The organism is Bacillus sp. FMQ74 (assembly GCF_001875785.1).
Classification (GTDB): Bacteria; Bacillota; Bacilli; order Bacillales; family Bacillaceae; genus Bacillus; species Bacillus stercoris.
This window is the reverse complement of sequence record NZ_MOEO01000015.1, coordinates 1-24081: the sequence shown is the minus strand read 5'-3', so window position 1 is coordinate 24081 and position 24081 is coordinate 1. Positions and strand designations below refer to the sequence as shown.

General features: G+C 45.9%; 23 protein-coding genes and 1 pseudogene. 6 read left to right on the top strand and 18 right to left on the bottom strand.

Annotated elements, in window-relative coordinates:
- From BLL41_RS19945 to glvA, 8 genes are all read right to left on the bottom strand, one after another.
- Positions 1-945, bottom strand: a complete 945-nt coding sequence (locus BLL41_RS19945; RefSeq protein WP_071579184.1) for an AraC family transcriptional regulator — start codon at positions 943-945, stop codon at positions 1-3.
- 96 nt (positions 946-1041) lie between these two features.
- Positions 1042-1899 carry a catechol 2,3-dioxygenase gene (catE, locus tag BLL41_RS19940; RefSeq protein WP_071579183.1) on the bottom strand — a complete coding sequence of 286 codons (858 nt, stop codon included), beginning with the start codon at positions 1897-1899 and terminating at the stop codon, positions 1042-1044.
- A 17-nt stretch (positions 1900-1916) separates the two neighbouring features.
- Positions 1917-2321 carry a DoxX family oxidoreductase CatD gene (gene catD / locus BLL41_RS19935; protein ID WP_071579182.1) on the bottom strand — a complete coding sequence of 135 codons (405 nt, stop codon included), beginning with the start codon at positions 2319-2321 and terminating at the stop codon, positions 1917-1919.
- 153 nt (positions 2322-2474) lie between these two features.
- A complete protein-coding gene (locus tag BLL41_RS19930) occupies positions 2475-4289 on the bottom strand; it encodes an ABC transporter ATP-binding protein (RefSeq protein WP_071579181.1) in 1815 nt (604 codons plus the stop codon).
- Positions 4283-6004 (bottom strand): ABC transporter ATP-binding protein, encoded by a 1722-nt coding sequence (locus tag BLL41_RS19925; protein WP_071579180.1) that lies wholly within the window; start codon positions 6002-6004, stop codon positions 4283-4285. Before BLL41_RS19925 ends, BLL41_RS19930 begins: the two co-directional genes overlap by 7 nt.
- Positions 6005-6109: 105 nt before the next feature.
- The gene (gene malP, locus BLL41_RS19920) at positions 6110-7693 is read right to left on the bottom strand and encodes a PTS maltose transporter subunit IIBC (protein ID WP_071579179.1); all 1584 of its coding nucleotides are present in this window, start codon (positions 7691-7693) and stop codon (positions 6110-6112) included.
- A gap of 14 nt (positions 7694-7707) precedes the next feature.
- The gene (gene glvR / locus BLL41_RS19915; protein WP_071579178.1) at positions 7708-8472 is read right to left on the bottom strand and encodes a MurR/RpiR family transcriptional regulator GlvR; all 765 of its coding nucleotides are present in this window, start codon (positions 8470-8472) and stop codon (positions 7708-7710) included.
- Positions 8473-8536: 64 nt separating this feature from the next.
- A complete protein-coding gene (glvA, locus tag BLL41_RS19910; protein ID WP_041851167.1) occupies positions 8537-9886 on the bottom strand; it encodes a maltose-6'-phosphate glucosidase in 1350 nt (449 codons plus the stop codon).
- Positions 9887-10221: 335 nt separating this feature from the next.
- Between glvA and BLL41_RS19905 the strand changes: the two genes are divergently transcribed.
- The 6 genes from BLL41_RS19905 to BLL41_RS19880 are packed head-to-tail and all read left to right on the top strand — an operon-like array spanning position 10222 to position 14066.
- Positions 10222-10536 carry a WXG100 family type VII secretion target gene (locus tag BLL41_RS19905; RefSeq protein WP_042978114.1) on the top strand — a complete coding sequence of 105 codons (315 nt, stop codon included), beginning with the start codon at positions 10222-10224 and terminating at the stop codon, positions 10534-10536.
- A 5-nt stretch (positions 10537-10541) separates the two neighbouring features.
- On the top strand, positions 10542-11765 hold the full coding sequence (locus BLL41_RS19900) for a hypothetical protein (RefSeq protein ID WP_071579177.1): 1224 nt from the start codon (positions 10542-10544) through the stop codon (positions 11763-11765).
- Positions 11766-11776: 11 nt separating this feature from the next.
- The gene (locus tag BLL41_RS19895; RefSeq protein WP_071579176.1) at positions 11777-12544 is read left to right on the top strand and encodes a hypothetical protein; all 768 of its coding nucleotides are present in this window, start codon (positions 11777-11779) and stop codon (positions 12542-12544) included.
- Positions 12545-12575: 31 nt separating this feature from the next.
- The gene (locus tag BLL41_RS19890; RefSeq protein WP_071579175.1) at positions 12576-13133 is read left to right on the top strand and encodes a YfjD family protein; all 558 of its coding nucleotides are present in this window, start codon (positions 12576-12578) and stop codon (positions 13131-13133) included.
- 11 nt (positions 13134-13144) lie between these two features.
- Entirely contained in the window at positions 13145-13687 is a 543-nt protein-coding gene (locus BLL41_RS19885; RefSeq protein WP_071579174.1) for a YfjD family protein, read from the top strand.
- Positions 13688-13736: 49 nt separating this feature from the next.
- Positions 13737-14066 carry a YnfA family protein gene (locus BLL41_RS19880; protein ID WP_083428085.1) on the top strand — a complete coding sequence of 110 codons (330 nt, stop codon included), beginning with the start codon at positions 13737-13739 and terminating at the stop codon, positions 14064-14066.
- Positions 14067-14101: 35 nt separating this feature from the next.
- Here BLL41_RS19880 and BLL41_RS19875 read toward each other — a convergent pair whose 3' ends face one another.
- The 10 genes and pseudogenes from BLL41_RS19875 to BLL41_RS19835 all read right to left on the bottom strand — a co-directional run bounded on the left by BLL41_RS19875 (position 14102) and on the right by BLL41_RS19835 (position 24027).
- Positions 14102-14281, bottom strand: a complete 180-nt coding sequence (locus BLL41_RS19875; RefSeq protein ID WP_071579172.1) for a small acid-soluble spore protein H — start codon at positions 14279-14281, stop codon at positions 14102-14104.
- Positions 14282-14334: 53 nt separating this feature from the next.
- Positions 14335-16152 carry an acetoin dehydrogenase operon transcriptional activator AcoR gene (acoR, locus tag BLL41_RS19870; protein ID WP_071579171.1) on the bottom strand — a complete coding sequence of 606 codons (1818 nt, stop codon included), beginning with the start codon at positions 16150-16152 and terminating at the stop codon, positions 14335-14337.
- A 115-nt stretch (positions 16153-16267) separates the two neighbouring features.
- Positions 16268-17644: an acetoin dehydrogenase complex dihydrolipoyl dehydrogenase gene (gene acoL / locus BLL41_RS19865; protein ID WP_071579170.1), complete on the bottom strand. Its 1377-nt coding sequence runs from the start codon at positions 17642-17644 to the stop codon at positions 16268-16270.
- Between the two features lie 20 nt (positions 17645-17664).
- Positions 17665-18861, bottom strand: a complete 1197-nt coding sequence (acoC, locus tag BLL41_RS19860; RefSeq protein WP_071579169.1) for an acetoin dehydrogenase complex dihydrolipoyllysine-residue acetyltransferase — start codon at positions 18859-18861, stop codon at positions 17665-17667.
- A gap of 13 nt (positions 18862-18874) precedes the next feature.
- The gene (gene acoB, locus BLL41_RS19855) at positions 18875-19903 is read right to left on the bottom strand and encodes an acetoin:2,6-dichlorophenolindophenol oxidoreductase subunit beta (RefSeq protein WP_071579168.1); all 1029 of its coding nucleotides are present in this window, start codon (positions 19901-19903) and stop codon (positions 18875-18877) included.
- Positions 19904-19906: 3 nt separating this feature from the next.
- Positions 19907-20908, bottom strand: a complete 1002-nt coding sequence (acoA, locus tag BLL41_RS19850) for an acetoin:2,6-dichlorophenolindophenol oxidoreductase subunit alpha (protein ID WP_071579167.1) — start codon at positions 20906-20908, stop codon at positions 19907-19909.
- Between the two features lie 230 nt (positions 20909-21138).
- A pseudogene (locus BLL41_RS22850) lies at positions 21139-21228 on the bottom strand (hypothetical protein); the annotation flags it as partial.
- Positions 21229-21305: 77 nt separating this feature from the next.
- Positions 21306-21758, bottom strand: a complete 453-nt coding sequence (locus BLL41_RS19845; RefSeq protein WP_071579166.1) for a DUF6884 domain-containing protein — start codon at positions 21756-21758, stop codon at positions 21306-21308.
- A 211-nt stretch (positions 21759-21969) separates the two neighbouring features.
- The gene (locus BLL41_RS19840) at positions 21970-22947 is read right to left on the bottom strand and encodes a tRNA dihydrouridine synthase (RefSeq protein WP_071579220.1); all 978 of its coding nucleotides are present in this window, start codon (positions 22945-22947) and stop codon (positions 21970-21972) included.
- Between the two features lie 795 nt (positions 22948-23742).
- Positions 23743-24027, bottom strand: a complete 285-nt coding sequence (locus tag BLL41_RS19835; protein WP_071579165.1) for a YfzA family protein — start codon at positions 24025-24027, stop codon at positions 23743-23745.
- Positions 24028-24081 lie beyond the last annotated feature (54 nt).

Here is a 24081-nt window from a genome sequence, read left to right as displayed (position 1 = left end):
TTATTCGTGCGGCTCGGCCTGTTCGATTTCTTGAAAAGGCTTATTGATTTGAAATGCGGTCACTTTTGAGTCTTTATAAAGGGAACGGAAAAGCCCTGGAGAGCTGCCGATTTTGGCAGAAAATACGCGTGTAAAATAATGTACAGAGAATCCTATTTCTTCTGCTATTTCCTTTATCGATAGATTCGTTGACTTCAGCAGCGCGGCGGCTTTATTGATTTTTTCATTTTGGACAAACTGGGAGTAGCTGACACCCAGTTCTGCTGCAAATAAACGTGATAAGTGCCTACCTGAGATATGAAAATGACCGGCGACATCCGTCAGCTTTAACGGCTGTGACAGATTGTCTTTAATGTGCAGTTTGACCTCCGTCAGCAAAGCAGATGAGCTTTGAATGAGCAGCTTGTTTTTCGGGCGGCGGGCGGACGGGAGAAAGGTTTGGATTAATGACAGGATCAATGCGTGCGACAATTGGGATAAGATCTCTTTGTCAAAAGCATTGACTGGCTGAGCTGCTTGCAGCATTAACGTTTTCCAAAGAATGCCCAGAGGTTCGCCATCTTTTATTTGCACTGTGACAAGGGGGCTTTGTTTCACTTCTTCCATCACTTTGATCCATTCAGCGCTTGATTGATCCTCACTCAGCTCAAAAGCGACATAAAAAATGAACAGTCCTGTTTCACTTTTGATTTGGTGCAAATGATCCGGCTTTGACAAAAAAATCGTCTGTTCCCGAAGCGGGTATGTACGATCGCCTTCAAGGTAATATCCTTCACCTCTTACCACGTAACAAATTTCATAAAAGGAATGCTTATGAAGCAGTGTGTTATAGTGGTTCGTCATTGCTCCCCAATAATGGACGTAAAATGAAACATCCTTTTGCTCTAAGCGATGCACATACTGATTTAAAGCGATTTTGCCTGTCACAAGGTGATCGAGTTCCATGTAAACGCCTCCTAACAAGTTGGTGGTTCTCTCATCATAACAAGGCGGACAAAAATAAAAAATCCCCCTGCCGTTTTTTCGGCAAGGGGATTGCAGTCAAATTACAAATAGAATATGGGCCCCGGAAACAGGATCTTTCACGCGGAAGCTGTTTTCAGACTCTTCAATCGAATATCCGGCATGTTTGACTCGGTTTGCCACTAAATCCAGCTCCTCTTGGTGGGGCAGGACAACAGTGTAATAGTCTAGTCCGCTGGCATTTGTCGGTTTAGGCGGCGCATTTCTTCCCGCCCAAATGTTTAAGCCGATATGATGGTGGTACCCCCCGGCTGAAACGAAGAGGGCGGACATGCCCGCATAGTTCCCGACAATGTCAAAGCCCAGTACATCTGTATAAAACGCCTTTGCTTCTTTCAAACCACTGACATGCAGATGAATGTGTCCGATGATTGTATCGTTGGGAAGCGCTGTTTTCCGCTCATCTCCTGCCTCTTCCAAAAGGCCCTCAATATCAACAGCGGTTGTCGTCATGACGTAGTTCCCTTCCCGGTCACGCTGCCACGTGCTGCGGGGACGGTCAGCGTACATTTCAATGCCGTTGCCATCGGGATCAGACAGGTAGAGCGCTTCGCTGACAGCATGGTCCCCATGCCCGATAGCAATGCCGTGTTCAATCAGGCGGGCGAGCGCGATCCCAAGTTCCTTCCTATCTGGAAGAAGAATCGCAAAGTGATAAAGGCCTGTCACAGACCGTTCAGGCAAGACGACAGCGCTCGGATTTTCTTCAAGAATAAGCAGGACGCGTTTCCCGTCAGCCGTTAATTCAGCTTGGCGGTCCGTCTTTTTTAAGACTTGAAAACCGATGACGTTACAGTAGAACTGAAGCGAACGCTCCAGGCTTCGAATTGTGAGTTTGGCATAGCCAATGTGTGTATCCTCATGAATGCTGGTCATGCTGTATGCCTCTTTTCTTATGCTGATACGTTTGCGTTCTTTTTTCCTTTAAACACTAATGGGTCCAGCGCCAGGAATCGGCTTCCCGTAAGCGCCAGGTGAATGGATGTCAAAAGCAGAAGGTAATCAAATTCTGCATTGCCCATGAATGGCGCTTTCAGCTTAACTGTGATGATGGCGCCGATCAGTGTAAACGCGAATAGTACACCGACAATACGTGTAGCCAATCCGAAGAAGACAAGCACTCCGCCAATGAGTTCAATTGCTGCAATGACATACGCCATAAAGCTTGGAAGGCCTATGCTGCCGAAAAATTGGATGGTGCCCTCCATTCCCTGAAACTTAGACAAACCGTGAACAAAAAAGATAATACCTGTAATAATCCTTAAAAGTAATGTGCCAATTTCAAATGATTTATTCATTTGATCCTCCTTGATAAATGTTATCACTTACTTAATGTAAGCTAGTATATATACATAACTTGTTTACGTCAAGTAATTTCATTACATTTTACGAAAATGACATAAAAGTACTATAAAACTGTAACAAAAAAGACCTCTGTGCAGGACAAAGGTCTATTTCTCAAATTGGCTTTCATATAAGTTGCTGTAAAATCCTTTTTGCCGGATCAGATTATCATGGCTGCCTTTTTCAATCATTTCACCGTCTTTTAGCACCACAATCTGGTCCGCTCTTTGAATGGTGTTCAGCCTGTGGGCGATGATGACGCTTGTTCTTCCTTCCATTAAACGGGCGAGCGCTTCTTGAATGTTGACTTCTGTTACGGTATCAATGTTGCTTGTCGCTTCATCCAAAATGAGAAGAACCGGATCGGCAAGCACCGCCCGCGCTATAGAAATCAACTGCTTCTGTCCTTGACTGATGCCCGAACCGTTTTGCGTCAGCACGGTGTCGTAGCCTTTTGGCAGCCTTTCAATAAAACTATGGGCATTCGCTGTTTTTGCAGCGGCTTCGACTTCCTGATCAGAAGCATCAAGCCTGCCGTAGCGAATATTTTCTCTGATCGTTCCCTGAAATAAGAAAGAATCCTGAAGAACAAACCCCATGTTTTTTCTCAGGCTTGCTCTAGTAAGGGTTTTAATATCTGTACCGTCGATTAAAATTTTTCCTTCGTCAGGCTCGTAAAAACGGGCGAGAAGGTTAGTAACTGTTGTCTTCCCCGCCCCCGTCGGCCCGACAAACGCGATGGACTGCCCGGCAGGCACGGTAAACTGTAAATGCTTCAGTGTCTGCTGCCCTTTATCGTAACCGAAGGACACATCCCGGAATTCAATGCTTCCTGTTTGGATGGGCTGATGCACAGCGTTCTTTTCATCCTCGCGCTCTTCTTTTTCATTAAGCACGTCAAACACCCGTTCAGCGCCGGCGATTGCGGACAGCATCGTATTAAACTGGTTGGCCAGATCGTTTAAGGGACGTGTAAATTGTCTTGAATACTCGGCAAAGACGACGATGGAGCCGATCGAGATCCAGCCTTTCAGCGCGAACAGACCGCCGATTGCCGCAATCATTGTAAAGCTTAAGTTATTCAAAGAGTTCATAACTTTCGGGATAAACCCGGAAATCGTCTGCGCCCAAAAGCCCGACGTCTTGAGTGCAGCGTTTTTTTCAAGAAATTCAGCAGTAATCTGCTTCTCACGCGAATAGGCTTTAATGACCTTTGCGCCTGAAACAGATTCCTCAATATACCCATTCAGATCACCAAGGTTTTTCTGCTGTTCTTTAAACAGCTTTCCCGTTCGGTTGGTGATCCATTTCAGGCTCGCTGCCATCACCGGAATAATGGTCAGCGTAATCAATGTAAGGAGCGGGCTCATGTACAGCATCACCGCAATCGTCCCGACAAAGGTGATCACGCTTGATAAAATTTGAATGACTGACGTGTTTAAGGTAGAACTGACATTTTCGATGTCATTCGTCACCCGGCTCATCAGCTCGCCGTGCCGCTGTTTATCAAAAAATGGAATCGGCAGCTCATGCAGATGGGTGAACAATTCGCTTCTCATTCTGAAAACCGTGCCCTGCGAGATCGTAATCATCCAATAGTTTTGAAACCAAAGCGACAGGGACTGAATGATATAGATAGCGAGCAGAAGAAGCAAAACGGGAATCAAGCCGCTGACCGTTTTCCCGACGATAAAATGGTCGATGGCCTTTCCGATCACAAAGGGGCCAAGGAGCCCGAATATCGCGCTGATGACAACCATCAGCATGACAAGTATGAGCAGTCCTTTTCTTTCAGCCAAGTATGACCAGATTCGTCTCAGTGTGCCCTTTGTATCCTTTGCTTTCGCCCGCTTTTTCGCGCCTTCTTTTTTGTCAATTGGCAGTTTGGGATATTGGAAAGGCTTGCGGATGTCTTTTAGCATGACTCGCTCCCCTCCCTTCCGAATTGTGACTCGTAAATGCGCTTGTATAACTGAGATTCAGAAAGCAGCTCACTGTGAGTGCCTTTTTCAATCAGTTCGCCGTCCTCAAGCAGCAAAATCTGATCAGCTTTCATCGCCGTGGTCATTTTTTGTGTAATGATCAAAGTTGTGCAATGGTATGTGCTGATTGCTTCAAGCAGCTTCGCCTCCGTTTGCAGGTCAAGCGCGCTTGTGCTGTCATCTAAAAGAAGGATAGCCGGTTTTCGAATCAGCGCCCGCGCAATGGAAATCCGCTGCTTTTGGCCGCCGGACAGGTTGACACCTCTTTGCCCCAAAACAGTGTCATATCCATTTGGGAGCTTCAAAATCGTTTCATGAATTTGCGCGTGTTTGGCCGCATCCATTATTTCATCTAGTGAAGCATTTTCTTTGCCCCAAGCTATATTTTCCTTGATTGTGCCGGAAAACAAGAGAACCTCCTGCGGTACATATCCAATTTGCCTGCGCAGCCCTTCAGCCGGAAAATCTTGAACCGGCTTTTCATCTATGTAAATGCGGCCTGAATCCGGCTGATAAAGCCGCGGAATGAGCTGAAAAAGCGTGGACTTGCCCGAGCCCGTCGCACCGAGAATCGCGATCGTTTCTCTTGGTTTTGCGGAAAATGAGACATTCCTGAGCGCTTCTCTGTCCATTTCAGGATAGTGAAAGGATACGTGCTGAAACTCAATCCGTCCTGACAAACGATCAGATATGATGCCTTCCTCCCGCTCATCTCCTTCTGTTTCAAGCACCTCGCCGATTCTATCCCCTGAAGCCTTCGCCCTGGTGAAAATCATAATCAAAAACGGAAACATCGAAAGCGCGCCCGTAATTCGTGTGGCGTAGTTAATAATCGCAACAACATCGCCGACCTGAGTGCTTCCGCTCGTGATACTGTAGGACCCCGCCCACAAAATCAAAAGGATGCAGAGATTCATCAAAAGCATTAGTACAGGCATCGTGAATTCCACAAGCTGAAAGGCCGAAACCGTTTTTTCCATCAGCCTTGTGTTGGCTTTGATAAATCGTTTGACTTCGTGGCTGCCGCGAAGCAACGCTTTGATCAGCTTGATTGCGATTAAATTTTCCTGCATGATGATGTTCACTTGATCCAGCCTTTTCTGCACTGAGCGGAACAGTGCCCCGCCTTTCCTTAATACCCATAGCAAAAACAAGATCAGGATCGGAATGGTCACAAGCAGAAAAAAGCCGAGCTTCACATTAACGGCAAGCGACAGCACAATGCCGCCTGCAATCATTAAGGGAGCCCGCAGCATAAACCGCAAACTCATAAAAATCATATTTTGAACCTGTGTGACGTCGTTTGTCAGCCTTGTGATATAAGAAGAGGACGAAAACTGTCCAAATGTGGAATAGGAGAAGGACTGGATTTTTTGAAAAAGCCCTTTTCTCGTATCATAGGAAAAGCTTTGGCTGACATGGGCGGCATAAAAGGAATTCAGCATCCCCGCCGCAAAGGATAACACGGTCAGTCCGATCATGACCGCGCCCCATATCCATACATGCCGCAGATCTTGCTTCAATATCCCATCGTCGATGATTTTTGCAATCAATAAAGGCTGCAGCAGTTCAACTGCAAGCTCCGTCAACATAAGAATCAGCGCAATTCCCGCCAGCATTGAATATGGTTTTAAAAACGACAAAGCTTTTTGCATGTAAAAGCCTCCAAACCCCTTTTTACTCGATTGTCTCTTTCTTTACTTTACTATGGCGGTCTTTTTGACGGCAAACGAAAACCCTCCCAAAAAGGAGGGCTGTCTTTATTGATTCAATATTTTTTCCACACGCTCCCGCATCTGCGGCACGCTTAATCCGATAATCACCTGAAACGCCTTCCCGTTCCTGACGACGCCGTGTGCGCCAAGTGCGCGGAATACGCTGTCGGGCTCAACCTTTGTTTCGTCCTTGACACTGACTCTGAGGCGGGTGGCGCAGTTTGTGACTTCAGTGATGTTGTCTTTTCCGCCCAGCGCTTCAATATATAGAAAAGCGGTGTCATCCGCCGTTTCAGCAGCGGAGGCCGTTTCATCCTTGTTTTTTCGTTCTCTGTATTCCTTTTTCGAATACAGCTTTGTTTCCTGCTGTTCATCCTTTTCCCGTCCTGGTGTAGCGATATTGAATTTGAGGATTAAAAATCTGAAGACGAAAAAATAAATAGCTGTAAACGAGAGTCCAATCAAAATTTGATATACATATGTCATACCGTGGCTGCTAAAGAGCGGAATCCAGTTCAAGGTCACCGCTTCGATCAGTCCGCCCCCCATGTTTCCGACAACACCGGCCATATACATAACTGTCGACATTGTGGCGGCAAGCACGGCGTGAACCGCAAATAAGAATGGTGAAATGAATAAGAAAGTAAACTCAATCGGCTCTGTAATCCCCGCGACAATCGCTGTCAGTGTGACAGGAATCAGCAGCCCTGCGACGAGTTTTTTCTTTTCCTTTTTGGCTGTCACATAAAAAGCCAGGGCGATACCCGGGATACCGAAGATTTTCGAGTTGCCGTGAAGCGCGAATCCGCCTTGCGGAAAGAGCTCCTTCAGCGGTTTGGCGCTTTGCGAATATTCGCCGAGATGCTGTGCCCAATACGTGACGATCCCGCCTTCCTCCACAGCAGGGCCATAAATAAACGGCGTGTAAATAAAGTGATGAAGGCCGGTCGGAATTAAAATCCGTTCCAAAAACGTGTATATCCAAACGCCCACCGCCCCGGAAGCAACCAGAAAGCTTTGAAGCGAGCCGATTCCAGATTGAACCATCGGCCATATATAAGACACAGCCAAGGCAATCGGGATCATAATAAAGAAGGAAATCATCACGATATATGTTGAGCCTTGAAAGATGCCAAGAAAATCGGGCAGTTTTTTATCAAAATAGCGGTTATGCAAAAAGACGACAATCGAAGAAATAAAGATGGCCCCGATAATGTTGGTATCGAGCGTTTTAATGCCCGCAATCATCGTTAACCCGCTCGTTCCGCCGACCTCTTGGTTCATGTCGACGCCAAATGCTCCTCCCCATACCGTCAATATCGAGCTGACAAAATAATTGAATGTCAGGTAAACAGTAAGCGCTTCCAAACAGGCGCGTGCCTGAGCTTTCTTCGCCAAAGCAACCGGGATGCCGATGGCGAATAAGAGCGGCATTTGGTTAAAGACAGTCCAGCCGCCCTGCTCAATGATATACCAGCATTGATACCAAAAACCGTCAGGATCGGCGAGCGGGCCCATGAGGGTTTTATTTTTAAAGAGCGTGCTGATGCCGACGATAATGCCGGCGAACGCGAATAATAAAACAGGCACAAACATCGCACTTCCAAAGCGCTGAATTTTTTGCATCATACCAGAACCCCCTGCTACTCATTGTCATTTTTTTCTGCCTCTTTGTAATCAACATATGCGCGGAACAATGCTTCGCCAACGAGAAAAAACGGTGCAAAAGCGACAATTTCCGTTTTATCGCTTAATGTCACAGGTTTGCTTGTCGCATAAAGATTATGCGGAGTCAGCTGGGCGAGGACATTGTTTTTTAAATTTGTAATGGAAATAAAGGGAATACCCTTTGCAGAAAGCATTCTTGCTTGAGGAATCAGCTCCGGTGTTTCTCCGGAAAGAGAAATGATGATAAACAGATCGTTCACTTTAAAATCCTCGCGCATCAAATTAAATTCATTCGTGTCTTCAATCAAAATGAGATAGCGATGGCGCGGAATAAACATTCTTTGCAGGTCGCGGGCGCATATCTTTTGCGCATTTCCAGAACCGTAGACGAAAATGCGGTCCGCTTCATCAATCAGCTGGCACATGTCCGTCATGTCCTTTGTCCGTAAGAACTTCAAATTTGCTTCAATATCATCAAGCAGCTTTTCAAAACTCATACTCTCGCCTTCTTCCGGCTGATCTTCCCACTTTAAAAAGACGCGAAATTCACTGTAGCCACTGAAACCGAGCTTTTGGGCAAGCCGTAAAATTGAGGAACGCGATACACTGCAAGCTTTGGCCAGCGCGTCGATTCCAAGGTGATAGCATGTGTGCTTATGGTTCAATATATATTTTAAAATATGAAAATCGTTGTCATTCAATTTGCTGTAGTGCTGATTGATCAGTTCTTCGATCTGCATATCAGATCCCCCCATTTTCTTTCTATTATATACAATTACAGATTCGAAAATGGGGGAATTTCAGTTATGATATGCGGGTCGGGCTTTGGTCAAGCTCAGGCCAGAAGTCTTTGTTGGCCTCCATTAAATCCTCGAGAATGAGTCTTGCCACACGCGCGTTCGGCACTGTTTTTGACAGGATCAGCGCCTGCCACAGCTTTTGGAACGATTTCTCCGCCCACGCTTCAACTGTCAGCTTCTCAACGGATACCTGCTGTTCCATGAGCCCTTTCTGGAATTGCGGAATGGTGCCGACGGTAATCGGTTCTGGCCCATTTGAGCCGACGATGCATGGCACCTCAACCATCGCAGTCGGGTCAAAGTTCGCAATTGCACCATTATTTTCAACAATCAGCAGCATTCTTTCACCCGTGTTGTAAGCAATCGCCCGGGCAAGATCAACGATATACGATGCGTGGTCATCGATTTTGATTTCGCTGTTTTCCGAGGACTGCTCACGTGTGATCATGTCACATTGGCTGAAAATAAAAGCTTCGCGCCCTTCCATGACTTCATTCGCCCGCGTATGATTTGGATTTGATTTTTTCACCATATCATCTGGGAACAAATAATATTGCAAATACGTATTTGGCAGTGTGTCAGGATCAGCGGCCTGCACATCACGCGCTTTGGCGAACGTGTCATTCCAGCTTGCCTCCACAGCTTCAGCCTCTGTTTTTGGAATATAACCGTATTGAGATACATGCTCCTTCAGCTTCGGCATTAAATCGTTGCCCTCTTGATCCTGAATCGATGTCCACCAGCCGAAATGATTTAATCCGTAATAGCGGACCTTCATCTCTTTTCTTGAGGACAAGCCAAGAATTTGCGCCATCCGGTCTTCGATTCCAACCGGCATATCACAGATATTGAGAATTTTAGAATTCGGTCTAAGGCGTCTCGTTGCTTCAGCTACAATCGCCGCCGGGTTGGAATAATTGAGCATCCACGCATCTGGCGAGTATTTTTCCATGTAATCTAATATTTCAAGCACACCGCCGATCGAACGCATTCCGTATGCGATCCCGCCCGGCCCGCATGTCTCCTGGCCGACAACTCCGTACTTCAATGGAATTTGTTCATCCAGCGCGCGCATCGCGTATTTCCCTACCCGGATGTGCGCCATAACAAAATCAACATCTGTAAAAGCTTCTTCCGGGTCAGTCGTCGCTGCAAATTCAATATCCGGCGCTTTTTCTCTGATAAAAACGTCACAGGCGCCTGCAATGCGATCCTGTCTCTCCTTATCATTATCATACAGCTTCAGCTTTCTGATCGGAAACTCCTCCAAATGGTCCAAGAGCATGAGTACGATCCCTGGAGTGAAAGTGCTTCCTCCGCCCGCTATTACGATTGAGAATGATTTTTTCTTCATATGACGACCTCCTTGATAACGTTTACATTTTCATTTATACCATGGAAGAGCCCGTCCCGTAACACGTTTGGCGCACTTAGATCATTTGATCAATTTTAGTGTTTTTTCCCATAGAGCGGGAAATTTCTCATTCACCTTCCGCCTGTGAGATTTGGTTTTTTTTCCTTTTTTGTAATCTTAAAGTCTCATCAACTGTGAATTTTAAGTGAATATACGCCCTTCCAGTTCTTATGAAAAGGTTCTTTTGTACGATTCGGATACATGCCGAATTATTTATAATCATTTATATAAATCATCCAATTGTGCGTGAATTTAGAAAAGGCAGGGGACAAAAGTTGGACTCATATAAAGTCATTGAGCTGGCAAACAAGTACAGCGCGGCCGCAGAAGAGGTCAGAAGCTCCAAAATGCTGCTTGAATCCCGGTTATCTGCAATGGGAGATGCTTGGCAGGGAAAAGCAAGAGATTCGTTTGACCAGGATTTCGAGGAAACGAAAGCCGCCTACGACCAATTTGAACAAGAGCTGCTTGAAACAAGCCAAGAGCTGAAGGCAGCCGCTGTCAAAATAGAAGAACGAAAAGCTGAAATTGCCAGAATGGAAGAACTGGAACGTAAAGCAAGAGAGGAAAGACATAAACTCGGGAGGTGAACGGTGTGTCAGGAAACATTGCAGTTGATCCGGATAAGCTAGAACAGCTTGCAAATGATGTAGTCACTGAATTAACTGATATGGAAAACAAATATAAGGATCTGCATGTGGAGCTGGGGCAGATGATTTTGCAATGCGATCCCCGCTACAGCAGCTGTTTTTCCGGAGTAGGCGATGCGTGGAGCTCAGGAAAAGCGCTCGTCAGCAAGCTGAGTGACAATGAGATTTTCATCAGAAAAACGGGCGATAAATTTGTGGAACAAGATGATATTTTGCGAAAGCTCTACAATGCCTACGACAAATACGGTACGATGACAAGCTTAACCGCCCTTATGCTGACGCAGGGAAAATATTACGGATTAGGGCTTACGAAATTTGTGAAACAGCCAAGCGGCTTGCATACCGCCCAGCACTCAAAACTTCTATTGGATATTTCCAGGGCCGTTGACAGCTCCCGTTATCAAAAAGCGGCCAGAGTGCTTTTGAACCCTAAATATTTGTTAAAAAAGACAAACCGGCCATTTTCAGATTTGGTACATAAAAAGTTTACAAAATACTTCCCTCAGGACACAGTGGATTTTTCAAACAGCGTCAGAAGCTACACAAAAGGATTTCTTAATGAAGCCGGCGTACGCTCCACTTTAAAGGATGTGGGAAAAACGGGCTTAAAATTCGCCAAAGGAAATGCCATTACCGCCACACTGATTACCGGTGCGACCGAAACATTCGGAGCAGGCGTGAAAATTGCTGAAAATTATGCGAAATACCAGGACAAACCTGAAGTTCTCAAGCGTGAAAACGCCAAGGCTGTCGGAAATGCTGTGAATAACACCATTTTTATTGCGGGCGGTGCGACAGCTGGTGCTGTCATCGGCGGTGCAATCGGAAGCTTTGCAGGACCTGTGGGTACTGTCCTTCTTGGGGCAGCAGGTTCATACATTGGCGGAGTCGTCGGAGAACAAATCGCCAAATATACAGCCGGTTTTGCCGAAAAAGCAGCCTTAAAGCTTAAAGAACCGATCCATGCTGTCGTTGATACAGCCAAAAAAGGGCTGGAATCAGCCGGCAAAGTCGTCAAATCAGTGAATGACGGCATAGATGCGGCGAATAAATCGATACATAAAGGGATAGACAGCGCGAAAAAAGGAATAGAAAAAGCAAAGAAAACAGCGGATTCACTTATACACGGCGCAACCCATTTCCTTAAAGGGAAATTTTCATTTGGATAGGAGAATAAACAATGAAGCAGTTTACAATCAGCATAGAAGAACTCTTGTTTTGTTTTTACAGCGAAGGGTTTTTTGAACAGGGAATGGCCTTAAAACAAGCTTATTTTCCCGAAATAGAAGATGAACAGCTCGGCTCCTTATTTGAAGCTGCGTGCCGCTCACTCTTAGCTAAGGATGCAGCGGAATATCGGAACCATCAATATCGGTTAAAGGACGAGTACTGTCCGTTTATCCATGTATTAAACGACGCTGACTATACAGTGAAGCTTTCTAAATTTAACGGGCAAGGCGCCGAACAGAATGTGTCCTGCCATGTATCAAAATTCGGCACCTACTCTCACGAACTCCTTTTTGATGAACAAGTCCATCGCATTACAAAAATGGAATCAAGTGAAGGGTTACTTGCTAAGACAGATGAGTTTTTACATATAATAGATACAGAGGATAAAAGAGAATCGATTGTGACATTGACATCAAATGAATTTGAAAAGCTCTTGGAGGGCGCTTCAGACAACCCTTCATATCTAAAAGAGTTCCTTGAAAAACATGACCACCAAGAGGACGTTACCCGATTTGTAAATGACCTGGCTTTGCGGAAAGGGAAAATGGATACACTTATGCGTCTGGCATATGGCAAAGATAACACTCCTGAAGTGGCTGACATGGCATTTGTCCTGCCGGGAGCCCACCATACTTGGCTTGTCACAGGCATCACCCAGAATGAATTTTCTATCCTCCCTGCTCATAAGGATGTTGTAAATCAAATCATTTCAAAATGATAAGAATTGAATTAACAAAAGGAGAAAAGCATTGAAAAACCAAGAAATCATTGAAGTCAAAAGCAAAATGTTCCTGAGAATATGGGCTTTTGTCGGATCTGCCGGTATGGGATTAGCATGTTTGTGGCTCTTTTATATGGGTATTACGTTTCAAACGAAATATTACCTATTAGCCATTCCTGCCGGCTTTCTGTTCACCTTGTTTTGTTTATATTTATTTATCATCTTCTTTCCGGCTTTCACCCCGCGGGGAAATACCATTTTCCGCATCAAGACAGGAAAAGATGGAGAAGTGTTCACTGACAAAGTGTCTGTTACGTTTACTGATATCAAGAAAATTGAGATGAGCCGCCATAAATTTAGTCTAAAAGGAATTTTCCAGGAAGATATATTGATCCAAACCGTTGATCAGAAGACCATTCGCATTCCCACTTGGAACATCATTCCGAATCCGTTGTTTTTCGAAGCGGTTGAACGCTATATCCTCCCCCATCTGAATGAAGAGGCAACAAGCAATTGGATCGGCCAGTTTACAGACATCCAACGCAGTGCGTATTTGAAGGAATTTGAGAATCATCCGAAGCTTTAGGGGCAGCACACATGGTTGAAGTAAAAAGCATGATGTTTCTAAGGGCTTGGCTGTTCCTCGCTACAGGGGGCGCCTTTATTGTGGGAGTCTGGCTGGTGTCTGAAGCTCTCACATTTGAATCTAAATATGCCCTGCTTTATTTGGGCGGCGGATTACTGGCGATAATTTATGGATTGATCACATTCTTTATGGCTTTTCCTGCGTTCACAAGCCGGGGAAATGTCATTTTCAGCATAAAGACCGGACCTAGTGGCGAGATCTTTTCGAGAAAACGCAGCGTGCTGTTTTCCGAGGTGAAGCGGCTGTATATGGGACGCCATCAATACAGTTTAAAAGGGATCTTTTTTGAGGATATTATCATCGAGAAAACAGACGGCAAAATCGTTCGCATCCCTACTTGGAACATTATCGCGAATCCATTGTTTTTTGAAGCGGTGGAACGCTATATCCTCCCTCATCTGAATGAAGAGGCGAAAAGCAACTGGATCAGCCAATTTACGGAGATTCAGCGCAGCGCGTATTTAAAGGAATTTGAGAATCATCCAAAACTTTAACAGCTCTCCTCCTTTATAATGAAAGAGAAAAGCAACTTGAGGAGTGCGCGTGATGCTGATTACCATTCTTTTATTTCTCGCGGCGGGGCTTGCCGAAATTGGCGGCGGGTATTTGGTTTGGCTGTGGCTGAGAGAGGCAAAGCCAGTCGGCTATGGGATCACCGGAGCATTGATCTTGATTGTCTACGGCATTCTTCCGACATTCCAGTCCTTTCCTTCCTTCGGTCGTGTATATGCCGCTTATGGCGGGGTATTCATCGTGCTTGCGGTCCTGTGGGGATGGCTTATTGACCGGAAAACACCTGATCTGTATGATTGGATCGGCGCATGCATTTGTCTCATCGGTGTATGTGTCATTTTATTTGCGCCGCGCGGATAACAAAATGGCCTGCTTATGAAGCGGGCCATTTTTGTTTAATCCTCTTTTAAGCTTGTCAGCTGCACTTCATGCTCCTGCTGCGGTTCGTCAAGCGGATAAATTCTTGCTGTTCCATTTTCTTCATTCACGTGCTGAATGTAAATAGGAACACCGTTGTACGTTACTTTTTTCATATCGGGAGATTCTACAATTTCTTTCGCCCTTTGGATATTCATCGTAACACCCTCCTTCAATACGTAATGTTTCCATTTCCTGAAGGAAGTATGCTTTATGATTCAGCGGACAAGTTGAATTTCTTCAGGCGTTTGTAGAAAGTGCTTCGCGGGATACCGCTGATTTTGGCGGCTTGAGAGACGTTTCCTTTTGCGGATTCAAGCGCTTTGATCATCATATCCTTTTGAATTTGCTCACGAAGTTTGAGCACGCCGGCAGCAGCGGGCTGTTTTTCTGCAGTGCTGATCGGCAGTCCAGCGGCTTCCAGCAAAGCTGATAGCGGCTCATCTCCAAGCCGGCCGTCCGGAAATCTGATGGAAAGACGTTCAAACACATTAAATAGCTCACGGATATTTCCCGGCCACTTCCAATGCTTCAGCACATCACAAAAATCAGAAGGAAGTTCGCCTGGCCAATGATTCTTCTGTTTGTAGTACTCGAAGAGGTCCGGAATATCCTCGGGGCGATCGCGCAATGGAGGAAGTTCAATTGGATAGACATGAAGGCGGTAAAACAAGTCCTCTCTGATTTTTCCGCTTTCGGCAAGCTCGCGCAAATCACAATGTGTGGCGGCAATGACTCTGATATCAACCGGAATTTCTTTCGCCCCGCCGATTGGTGTAATCTTGCGTTCCTGAAGCACGCGTAAAAGCGCAACCTGCATCGAGTGGGAGATTTCTCCGATCTCATCTAAAAATAAGGTGCCTTGATTGGCTTTTTGAAAGGCGCCTTTATAGCCATTTCGCTTTGCTCCCGTAAAAGCGCCCTCTGCATAGCCGAAGAGTTCGCTTTCAATCAAATCAGACGGAATCGCTCCGCAATTAACAGCAACAAACGGACCGTGCCGTCTCTCACTGTTCTCATGAAGCGCGCGAGCCGCGACCTCCTTCCCCGTACCCGTTTCACCCGACAAACAGACCGTTGCATCCGTCGCAGCTGCTCGTTCAAGGTTCATCAGCATCGCTTGCGATCGGCCGCTTTGCCCGATCACTCCATTAAATCGAAACGCCTTCTTTTTCTTTTGTTCCGAAAGATAAAAACAAGTGCCGCCATCTCCTACGGTGACAGCTTTTTCGATTGAATAGCCACGTTCCTTCAACTCATACAGGTGCCGGCCCTGCCAATCCGGCATTGAGGTTCGAATCGGTATGCTCGCACTGATGATGTGCTGCTTGGTATTACAGAGCACCATTGGCACACTGGATGCAGCTCTCTCCCCAAAACGGCTGATCAGCTCCAGCTCTTTCTCACGGCTTTTAGCTGCGAGTTCCCGTTCAGCGGCATAGGCAATCGCCGTGGCAATACCAAGCATATGAGGATGCGCGCCTGCCGTCGGGCATGATATGTCAATTACACCCGCAAGGCTGCCATCCTCATGGTGAATCGGAGCGGCTGAACAGTTCCAAAGATGGGAAGCGATAGAATAATGCTCTGATCCTTGTATTGCAACAGGCTCACTGATGTGGAGCGCCGTGCCAATCGCATTTGTTCCGACAGCCGTTTCTGTCCAGCATGCCCCTTCGACGAAATTGATGCGTTTGGCTTCATAGAGCGCGCGGGGATGGCCGTCCAATGCCAGTACAACACCATCTGAATCAATTAACAGCGCCATCATTTCCATTTCTTTTATGGCAGGCAGCAGTTTTTCGAGGTAAGGCTTTGCGGTCGTCAGGAAGAATGAATGCTTTATTGACTGCTGATCCAGCTCCGTTTGCTGTAAAACCCTCGGGCCTTTTTCTAAATAAGGATTGACCTCAGCTTTTTTGCAGCGATGCCATGACTCGGCGATCCGTTTTCTTATTCGGGCTTCGTCAAGCACACCGTCTTTCACAAAACGTTTCCAGGTTTGCAAATCGTTTGGGACCGAATTCATTTCCTTGATCGCTCCTCCCTTACACGCCGTTTTCATCTATTGTAGGGGAAAAATAAAGCGCTTTCAACAATAAAAAAGCAGGCGCTTTATATCCATTCGCCTGCTTTTACCTTTATTATGCATGAACCGCAAGCCCGATCGTGCTTAGCAGCGCCTCGTGCAATGTTTCCGATAAAGTCGGATGGGCGGCGATAAAATGCTCCGCCATATCTGCCGTCATCTCACCATTCATGATCGCTGCCGCCTGGCCGATGAGCTCGGTTACATCCGGACCAATCATCGAAACACCTACGATTTCGCCGAATTCCGGTTCAGCTATGATTTTGACCTTTCCTTCCGCTTGCTGTTTAATGAGCGCCTTTCCGTTTGCGGAGAAAGGAAATTCGCCAATCTTCACATCCCCGTATACGCTTCTTGCCTGTCGTTCTGTCATTCCGATACACGCGATTTCCGGGGACGTGTAGATGCAGCGCGGCACATGTTTCTCATTGATTTTGACATCCCTTCCAGAAGCATGAGAAGCAGCGATGATGCCCTCATGGAATGCGGCATGCGCCAGCTGAATGCCTCCTATTGCATCTCCGCACGCGTAAATATGAGGCACGTTCGTCTGCATGTGCCCATTCACCGGAATGCCTTTTGGAGAAAAATCAACTCCTGCCTGCTCCAGCTGTAATCCGTCAAGACGGGGTTTTCTGCCGATCGCCACCAGTATATAATCGGCCTTCGTTTTAAACTCACGCTGACCGCTTTTCCATATTGCCGTTTTCGCTGTTTGATCCACCCGCTCTAATCTGGATGAGATATGCACTTCAACACCGTCTTCCTCGAGCTTTTCTTGAAAGAGACGGGCGATATCTTCATCTTCAGCAGGGACCACCTGTCCCGCTGTTTCAATGATGGTCACCTTCGATCCCAATCTGGCAAACAGCCCTGCATACTCACACCCGATGACACCGCCGCCGACAATGACAAGTGAAGACGGAATCTCGGAAAGAGAAAGCGCGTCTTTGCTGTCGATGATCCATTCGCCGTCAAAAGGAGCGAACGGCAGCTCGATCGGCTCTGATCCTGAGGCAATCAATACTTGGTCCGCCTCTCTGATTTCTTTTCCGTTTTGTCCTTCGATCAAGAGCTTTCTTTCAGAAAGAAAGGAGGCTGTTCCCTTTACAACCTGTATTTGATTTTTCTTCATTAGGTACTGAACGCCTTGAACAAGCTGTCTGACAACCTGCTGTTTTCGGTTTTGCATTTTACTCCAATCGACTGATATCGCACCTGCGGGGAGTTCGATTCCAAAGCTGCCGGCATGCTTGATTTTGTCAAGAACGTTTGCGCTTTCTAGCAAAGACTTCGTGGGAATGCAGCCTTCATTCAGACAGGTTCCCCCAAGCTGGCCTTTGTCAATGAGCAGCACGTTTCTGCCCTGCTGAGCCGCGGAGACCGCCGCCGCATAGCCTGCAGGTCCGCCGCCGATAATGGCTAGTGTCATGTCATAATCACCTGCTTTTTCTATAAAATTAATGCCGCGGGTTCTTCCAAATATGTTTTAATCGCCTTCAGGAATGCAGCGGCAGGGGCGCCGTCACACGCTCTGTGATCAAATGTCAGGCTGAGCGGCAGGATCGTGCTTCTGACGATCTCTTCCCCTTGGTACACCGGTGTGTCATAGCTTGCTCCGATGCCAAGAATGCCTGTTTCCGGCGGATTTAATATCGGTGTGAAATGCTCAACGTCAAAAGCGCCAAGATTTGTAATGGAGAAGGTTGAGCCTTGCAGCTCGTCGCTTCCCGCACGTCCCTCGCGTGCTTTTTTGGCATTTTCTGAGATGGATTGAGCTAGTTCAATCAGCGATTGCTTTTCAGCATGGCGGATGACAGGCACCACTAAGCCATTTTCCAAGGCTACAGCCATACCAAGGTGCACATGAGGATGTGTGATGATGCGCTCGTTTTGATATAAGCTGTTCAGCACAGGGTGAGCTTGCAGAGCGAGAACGGCGGCTCTTGAGACAAAATGAGTGATTGTCAGTTTTGTGCCGTACCGTTCTTCCGCAGCTGGTGAAAGCTGTTTTTGAAGAGTGGCAAGCTTAGTGATATCAGCCTTCATCGTAATCGTCAGCTGCGCGCTGTTTGCTAAGCTTTCCTGCATTCGGGCAGCGATGACTTTTCTCATGCCTGTCACCGGGGTTTCCTGCGCTTTCTGATCAGAAACAGGTTTTGCCTGAGCTTTTTTCTGTTCAGCCAGCGCCTTCGTTACGTCATCCTTCACGATTCTTCCGCCTGGTCCAGTACCTTTCAGCTGTTTCAGGTCTAACCCCGCTTTTTCCGCTATTTTTTTAGCAACTGGAGATATTTTCAATCGATCTTTTTTGGAGGCTGCGGGTTTGCTTTCTTGTTTGATGGGCTGGACGGCTTGCGGCTCGCTGTCTTCAGCAGCAGGCGCGCTTGCCTCTTCCTGCACTGATTCATTAGCGTCCCCGATGTAGCAGATTGCAGTGCCGGGCGGAACCTCTTCTCCCTCTTTCACTTTGATGTCGATCAGCGTACCTTTTTCAGGCGCCTCGATTTCCATTTCAATTTTCTCCGATTGAATGCTGGCAATGCTTTCTCCCTTTTCAACCGGGTCGCCTACTTTTTTATTCCATATCGATACTTCCCCTTGCTTCATCGCCATTCCCAATTTTGGCATCACTACTTTTACCGCCATTTGTGTCCCCCCTTTAATTCATTGCCGGCTCGCCAAGCAATTCAAGCGTGACGCTGACAATTTTATCTGGTGTCGGTAAATATTGATCTTCAAGCACCGGTGAAAACGGCACTGGTGTATGCGGTGCTGTAATCCGTTTAATCGGCGCATCAAGCAAATCAAAACCCTTGTCTGCGACAATCGCTGCAATATCCGTGGCAATGCTGCATCTCGGATTGGCTTCATCAATGATGATCAGCCGGTTTGTTTTTTCCAACGATGTGAAAATCGCATCCTCATCCAGAGGGGACAGACTGCGGGGATCAAGCACCTCAGCTTCGATTCCTCTCTCTGAAAGCTGTGCAGCTGCTTCAAGCGCGATATTGACCTGCTTGCCGACTGCAAATAACGTGACATCATTGCCTTCGCGTTTGATGTCCGCCTTTCCGAGCGGAATTGTATAATAATCTTCCGGCACCTCGCCCTTCATGTTGTAGGACGTCTTGTCTTCAAAGAAGAACACCGGATCATTGTCTTCTATTGCTGCAAGCAGCAAACCTTTGGCATCATACGGACTGGATGGAACAACCGTCTTCAGCCCCGGGATGCTGGTGAAAAGGCCATACAGCGCTTGTGAATGCTGGGCAGCGGCCCGAAATCCTGCCCCGTATGTGGTGCGGACGGTAATCGGCACTTGCGCTTTACCGCCGAACATATAGCGGAATTTCGCCCCTTGGTTGATCACCTGGTCAAAGCATGTGCCGATAAAGTCATTAAACATTAATTCCGCAATCGGTCTCAGCCCGGTTGATGCCGCAGCCATAGCCGCACCCATGTAGCCCGCTTCAGAAATCGGTGTGTCCAGCACTCTTGTGCGCCCGAATTCCTGTACGAGCCCCTTTGTGACCCCTAATACACCGCCCCATGCTTCATCATCCTGCAAATGATCGACAGCCGCTCCCCCGGCGACATCCTCACCGATCAAAAGCACATTTTCATCTCTTCTCATCGCAAGCTTCATTGCTTCATTGATCGCGTCTGACATGCTTATGACTCTCGCCATCTCTTACATTCCTCCTTTTTCATATGACACGTACACATCTGTCAGCAGCTCCGAATCTTTTGGATATGGGCTGTCTTCGCTGAACGAGACGGCTTTTTCAATCGATTCACTGACACGCTGTTCAATGTCTGACAGCTTATTAGCATCTGTTTCTTTTAAAAGGTAGTTTTTAAAGCCTTGAATGGCATCTTTTTCTTCAAGGTGCTCAACTCTTTCATCCTTCGTTTTATAGGTCTGGGCATCCCCTTCGAAATGTCCGTAGTTTCTGTAGGTCATACATTCAATTAAAGACGGGCCTCCGCCGTTTCTTGCTCTATCTATCGCTTCCTCGGCTGCCTGGTAAACTGCTAAAATATCTTTCCCGTCAACTGTAACCCCCGGCATGTTATAAGCAGCCGCCCGATCGGCGATTGAATCACAGGCTGATGCGTACTCAAATGGGGTAGCTTCACCATAGCCGTTGTTTTCAGCAACAAATACGACAGGAAGGTTCCATACAGCCGCTAGATTCAGCCCTTCGTGGAAGGTGCCTTGGTTATTTGCCCCGTCTCCAAAAAAGCAAACGCTTACATTTTTAGTCTGTTTATATTTAGCCGTGAGCGCTGATCCGCATGCGAGCGTAAATCCGCCTCCGACGATTCCATTTGCCCCTAACATGCCTTTATCAAGATCCGCAATGTGCATAGAACCGCCCTTGCCTTTGCACAATCCGGTCGCTTTCCCGAAAATTTCCGCCATCATGCCATCCAGATCACAGCCTTTGGCGATACAATGTCCATGTCCCCTGTGTGTGCTTGTAATGCTGTCGCCATCATGTAAATGAGCGCACACCCCTACAGCCACGGCTTCCTCACCGGCATATAAATGAACGAATCCGGGAAGCACTCCCTGGGCGAACAGTTCATGCACTTTGTCTTCAAAGCCTCTGATTTCCAGCATCTTTTGGTACATCCACAGCGCTTTTTCCTCAGTTAATGACAAGCCTTCTCGTTTTAACAATTCCATTTTGTGCGCCTCCTTCTATTTAGGGTTCACGATTATAAAAGCAAGAAGTGTGCCAGTATTTGAAGCCCGTAAAATCAACCTTTTCATTTTTACACTGGAGACAGTTTGAGACGGGTGTCTCGTTTTGTCTCAAACTGATCCATTTGTCTCGTTCTACAGCATACAAAAAAAGACCGGATATCACCCGGCCTTTGACAATGATCGACGTATTTATTTCCTTGGAAATGATTTTAACTTCCTAGTTCCTCTGCATCGTTCGATTGAATAGCTGCTTTTGAAAGAAAATCAATTGAATATTTGACATATCCGATACCGCCATCTTTGCGGCATCTGTTTTTGATAACCCGCTGGCACACAAGTTTTTTCATGTTCCCACTCTTTTCTTCATATGTACGTGCTACAGTTCATGCTTTTCTTCAACAGCCCGGTTCAGTGCCCGAAGCATGTAGCCTATGCCTTTGTATGATGACAGCGGCCAGCTGATATGCTGGTGTTCTCCGATGACGGCGTTTAGAACGTTTCGATATTTTTTTCCGCCAAGCATGACTAGCTCTTCGATATCAGAAAAGCCTTTTTCGTGAAATTGGCGGCTCAGCTCGTCCGCTGTCATGATTTCCGGATGACCGGTGCCAAAAGTGACATCGTAATTTCCCGAAACGAGATCATCAGGGCGGAGGAACCCGTGCTTCGCAGACAAAATCACCCACTCATCGAAAAATGCTTTCGCATACCGCTCGCACGCTTGATGAAACGGGCTGAGATAAGCGTCCTCTGCCCTTACCGGCCCGGCATCGGGCTGGACGTCCCAGATTTTTTTCTTGCCGCAGGGGATGATGCATAGTCGTTTCATTTTCCTCTCCCCCTTTATAAGATATCTCCACTAAATATACCATTATTTTCTTACAATAAATTAGAGAAAAGACAGGCTGAGTAAAAGCTGCGTACAAAAAAGACCTGGAAATCGGAATTGTTTATTTTACCGAACATCCAGGTTTATTTTAGTCAAGAATGGTGTGAAAATCCCTTTATTTTGTTAGGCTTTTTTGAATCAAGCACTGCTGTTACTCTACTCCATCAAGATACTTTCTCTCAAAGTCGTCGAGCAATGCACGCACTTCATCTGTTGACTTTGTGTTCATGCATTGATTTCTTAATTCACTTGCCCCTCGGAATCCGCGGAGATAAATCTTGAAAAAGCGAGGAAGAGGTTTGTACGGACGCGCTTCTAATGCCGAATACTTATCATGGAGATCCAGATGCAGCCTTAAGAGATTAAGCAATTCCTTGCTGCTATGCTCTTTCGGCTCCTTTTCAAAGGCAAATGGATTTGTAAAAACACCACGCCCTATCATAATTCCATCGACGCCGTATTGTTCAGCAAGTCTTAAGCCAGTTTGACGGTCAGGAATATCACCATTGATCGTCAACAGTGTATCAGCTGCCACCTCATCACGAAGTTTCTTAATCTCTGGGATGAGTTCCCAATGCGCATCCACTTTGCTCATTTCCGCTCTTGTACGCAAATGAATAGAAAGATTGGCAATATCCTGTTTCAAAATGTGTGTTAGCCACTCGCGCCATTCATCCACATCCGTGTATCCAAGTCTTGTCTTCACGCTTACAGGCAATCCACCTGCTTTTGCAGCTTGTATTAATTCTGCCGCAACTGCAGGACGGCAAATAAGGCCGCTTCCCTTTCCATTCCCCGCAACATTAGGCACAGGGCAGCCCATATTGATATCTAGTCCTTTAAATCCTAACTCTGCCATGCCAATACTCATTTTACGGAAGTTTTCAGGCTTATCTCCCCATATATGGGCCACAATTGGCTGTTCATCCTCTGTAAAAGTCAAACGGCCGCGCACGCTATCCTTCCCATCCGGGTGGCAATAGCTCTCTGAGTTTGTGAACTCTGTAAAAAACACATCCGGTCTGCCTGCTTCACTTACTACATGCCGGAAAACAACATCTGTCACATCTTCCATTGGTGCCAATACAAAAAATGGCCGTGGTAATTCACGCCAGAAATTTTCTGTCATCATACATTCAAATCCTTTCATTATGGGATACTGCTGCACCTTTGTCCCAAAATTAAAAACTGGCCATGCTTCTTTTTACACTTATAGCATGCGAAAGCATTTCTTATCAAACTATAGTAAATTTTGAACATTTCACTTTTCACACGATAAAAAGTGAAACAGCAAACTGAAATAGAATAGATAAGATAGAACACCTTAATTGAGTTAACGTAATGGAGTTTCGCTATAATTATCCCCATATAGTTCATTTCCGATCAATTCAGTCAACTCCTGAACCTTTTAATCGGTTCGAAAGAGAAAAAAGTGTGATGATTATCTACACCTATTTTTTATATCTATATTGTGGTTTATTAATACTAGCGCTGACCTTCATCTTTCTTAGTGGCCTTACTTTTGAACTTTTTGGATAAAAAGTATTCCAACCTAAATAGAATATCATATGAGTTCTCCCTATTACAAAAGCAAAATAATTGTCCTGTTATCGAGATAGGATATTTAACGCTACACCATATCCGTATCTCAATATCATTTGTGGAAAAACTAATTTCAAGAGATAACTTGATTAAGTAAATTGAGTTGGGGGTGGTATATCTGAGTACTCAAGAGAATGAAAAAGCCTTAACCTACCGCTTGCTACTACTTGTGAACCACATGGAGTAAAGAGGATGAGAACGGTAATCCCGATCCAGAACCAATAAAATAGACTGCTGACTAAGTGTCGCAGTCTTCACTCATAAGATTAATAAGAAAGTGTTCATTTCTTTCATCATTAATAAGGCATCAGAAGTTATTGCTTTAATTTCGAATATCCTTTGTTATCCCTGTGATTATTTGTATAATAGTGAAAATCCCCAAGAAAACCGTAATAATATTAAACCATGGATTATCATAGAATGAAAGATATGTTTGAAAGAAATCTAGTTCAGCTATGTTTGCTGGGAATCCATTCATTTCTCTATACTTAGGACCCCATCCCGTTAATTCTACAAAATTAAAATAAAGCTGCGTAACTAAAAATGCCAAAAACGTTTGAAACCAACTTCTTTTATATAACGGTCGTTTTTTGTATACTTTATCCATTTAACGCCATACCTTTCCTTACATTTCTATAAACAATATTTCACACATAATAAC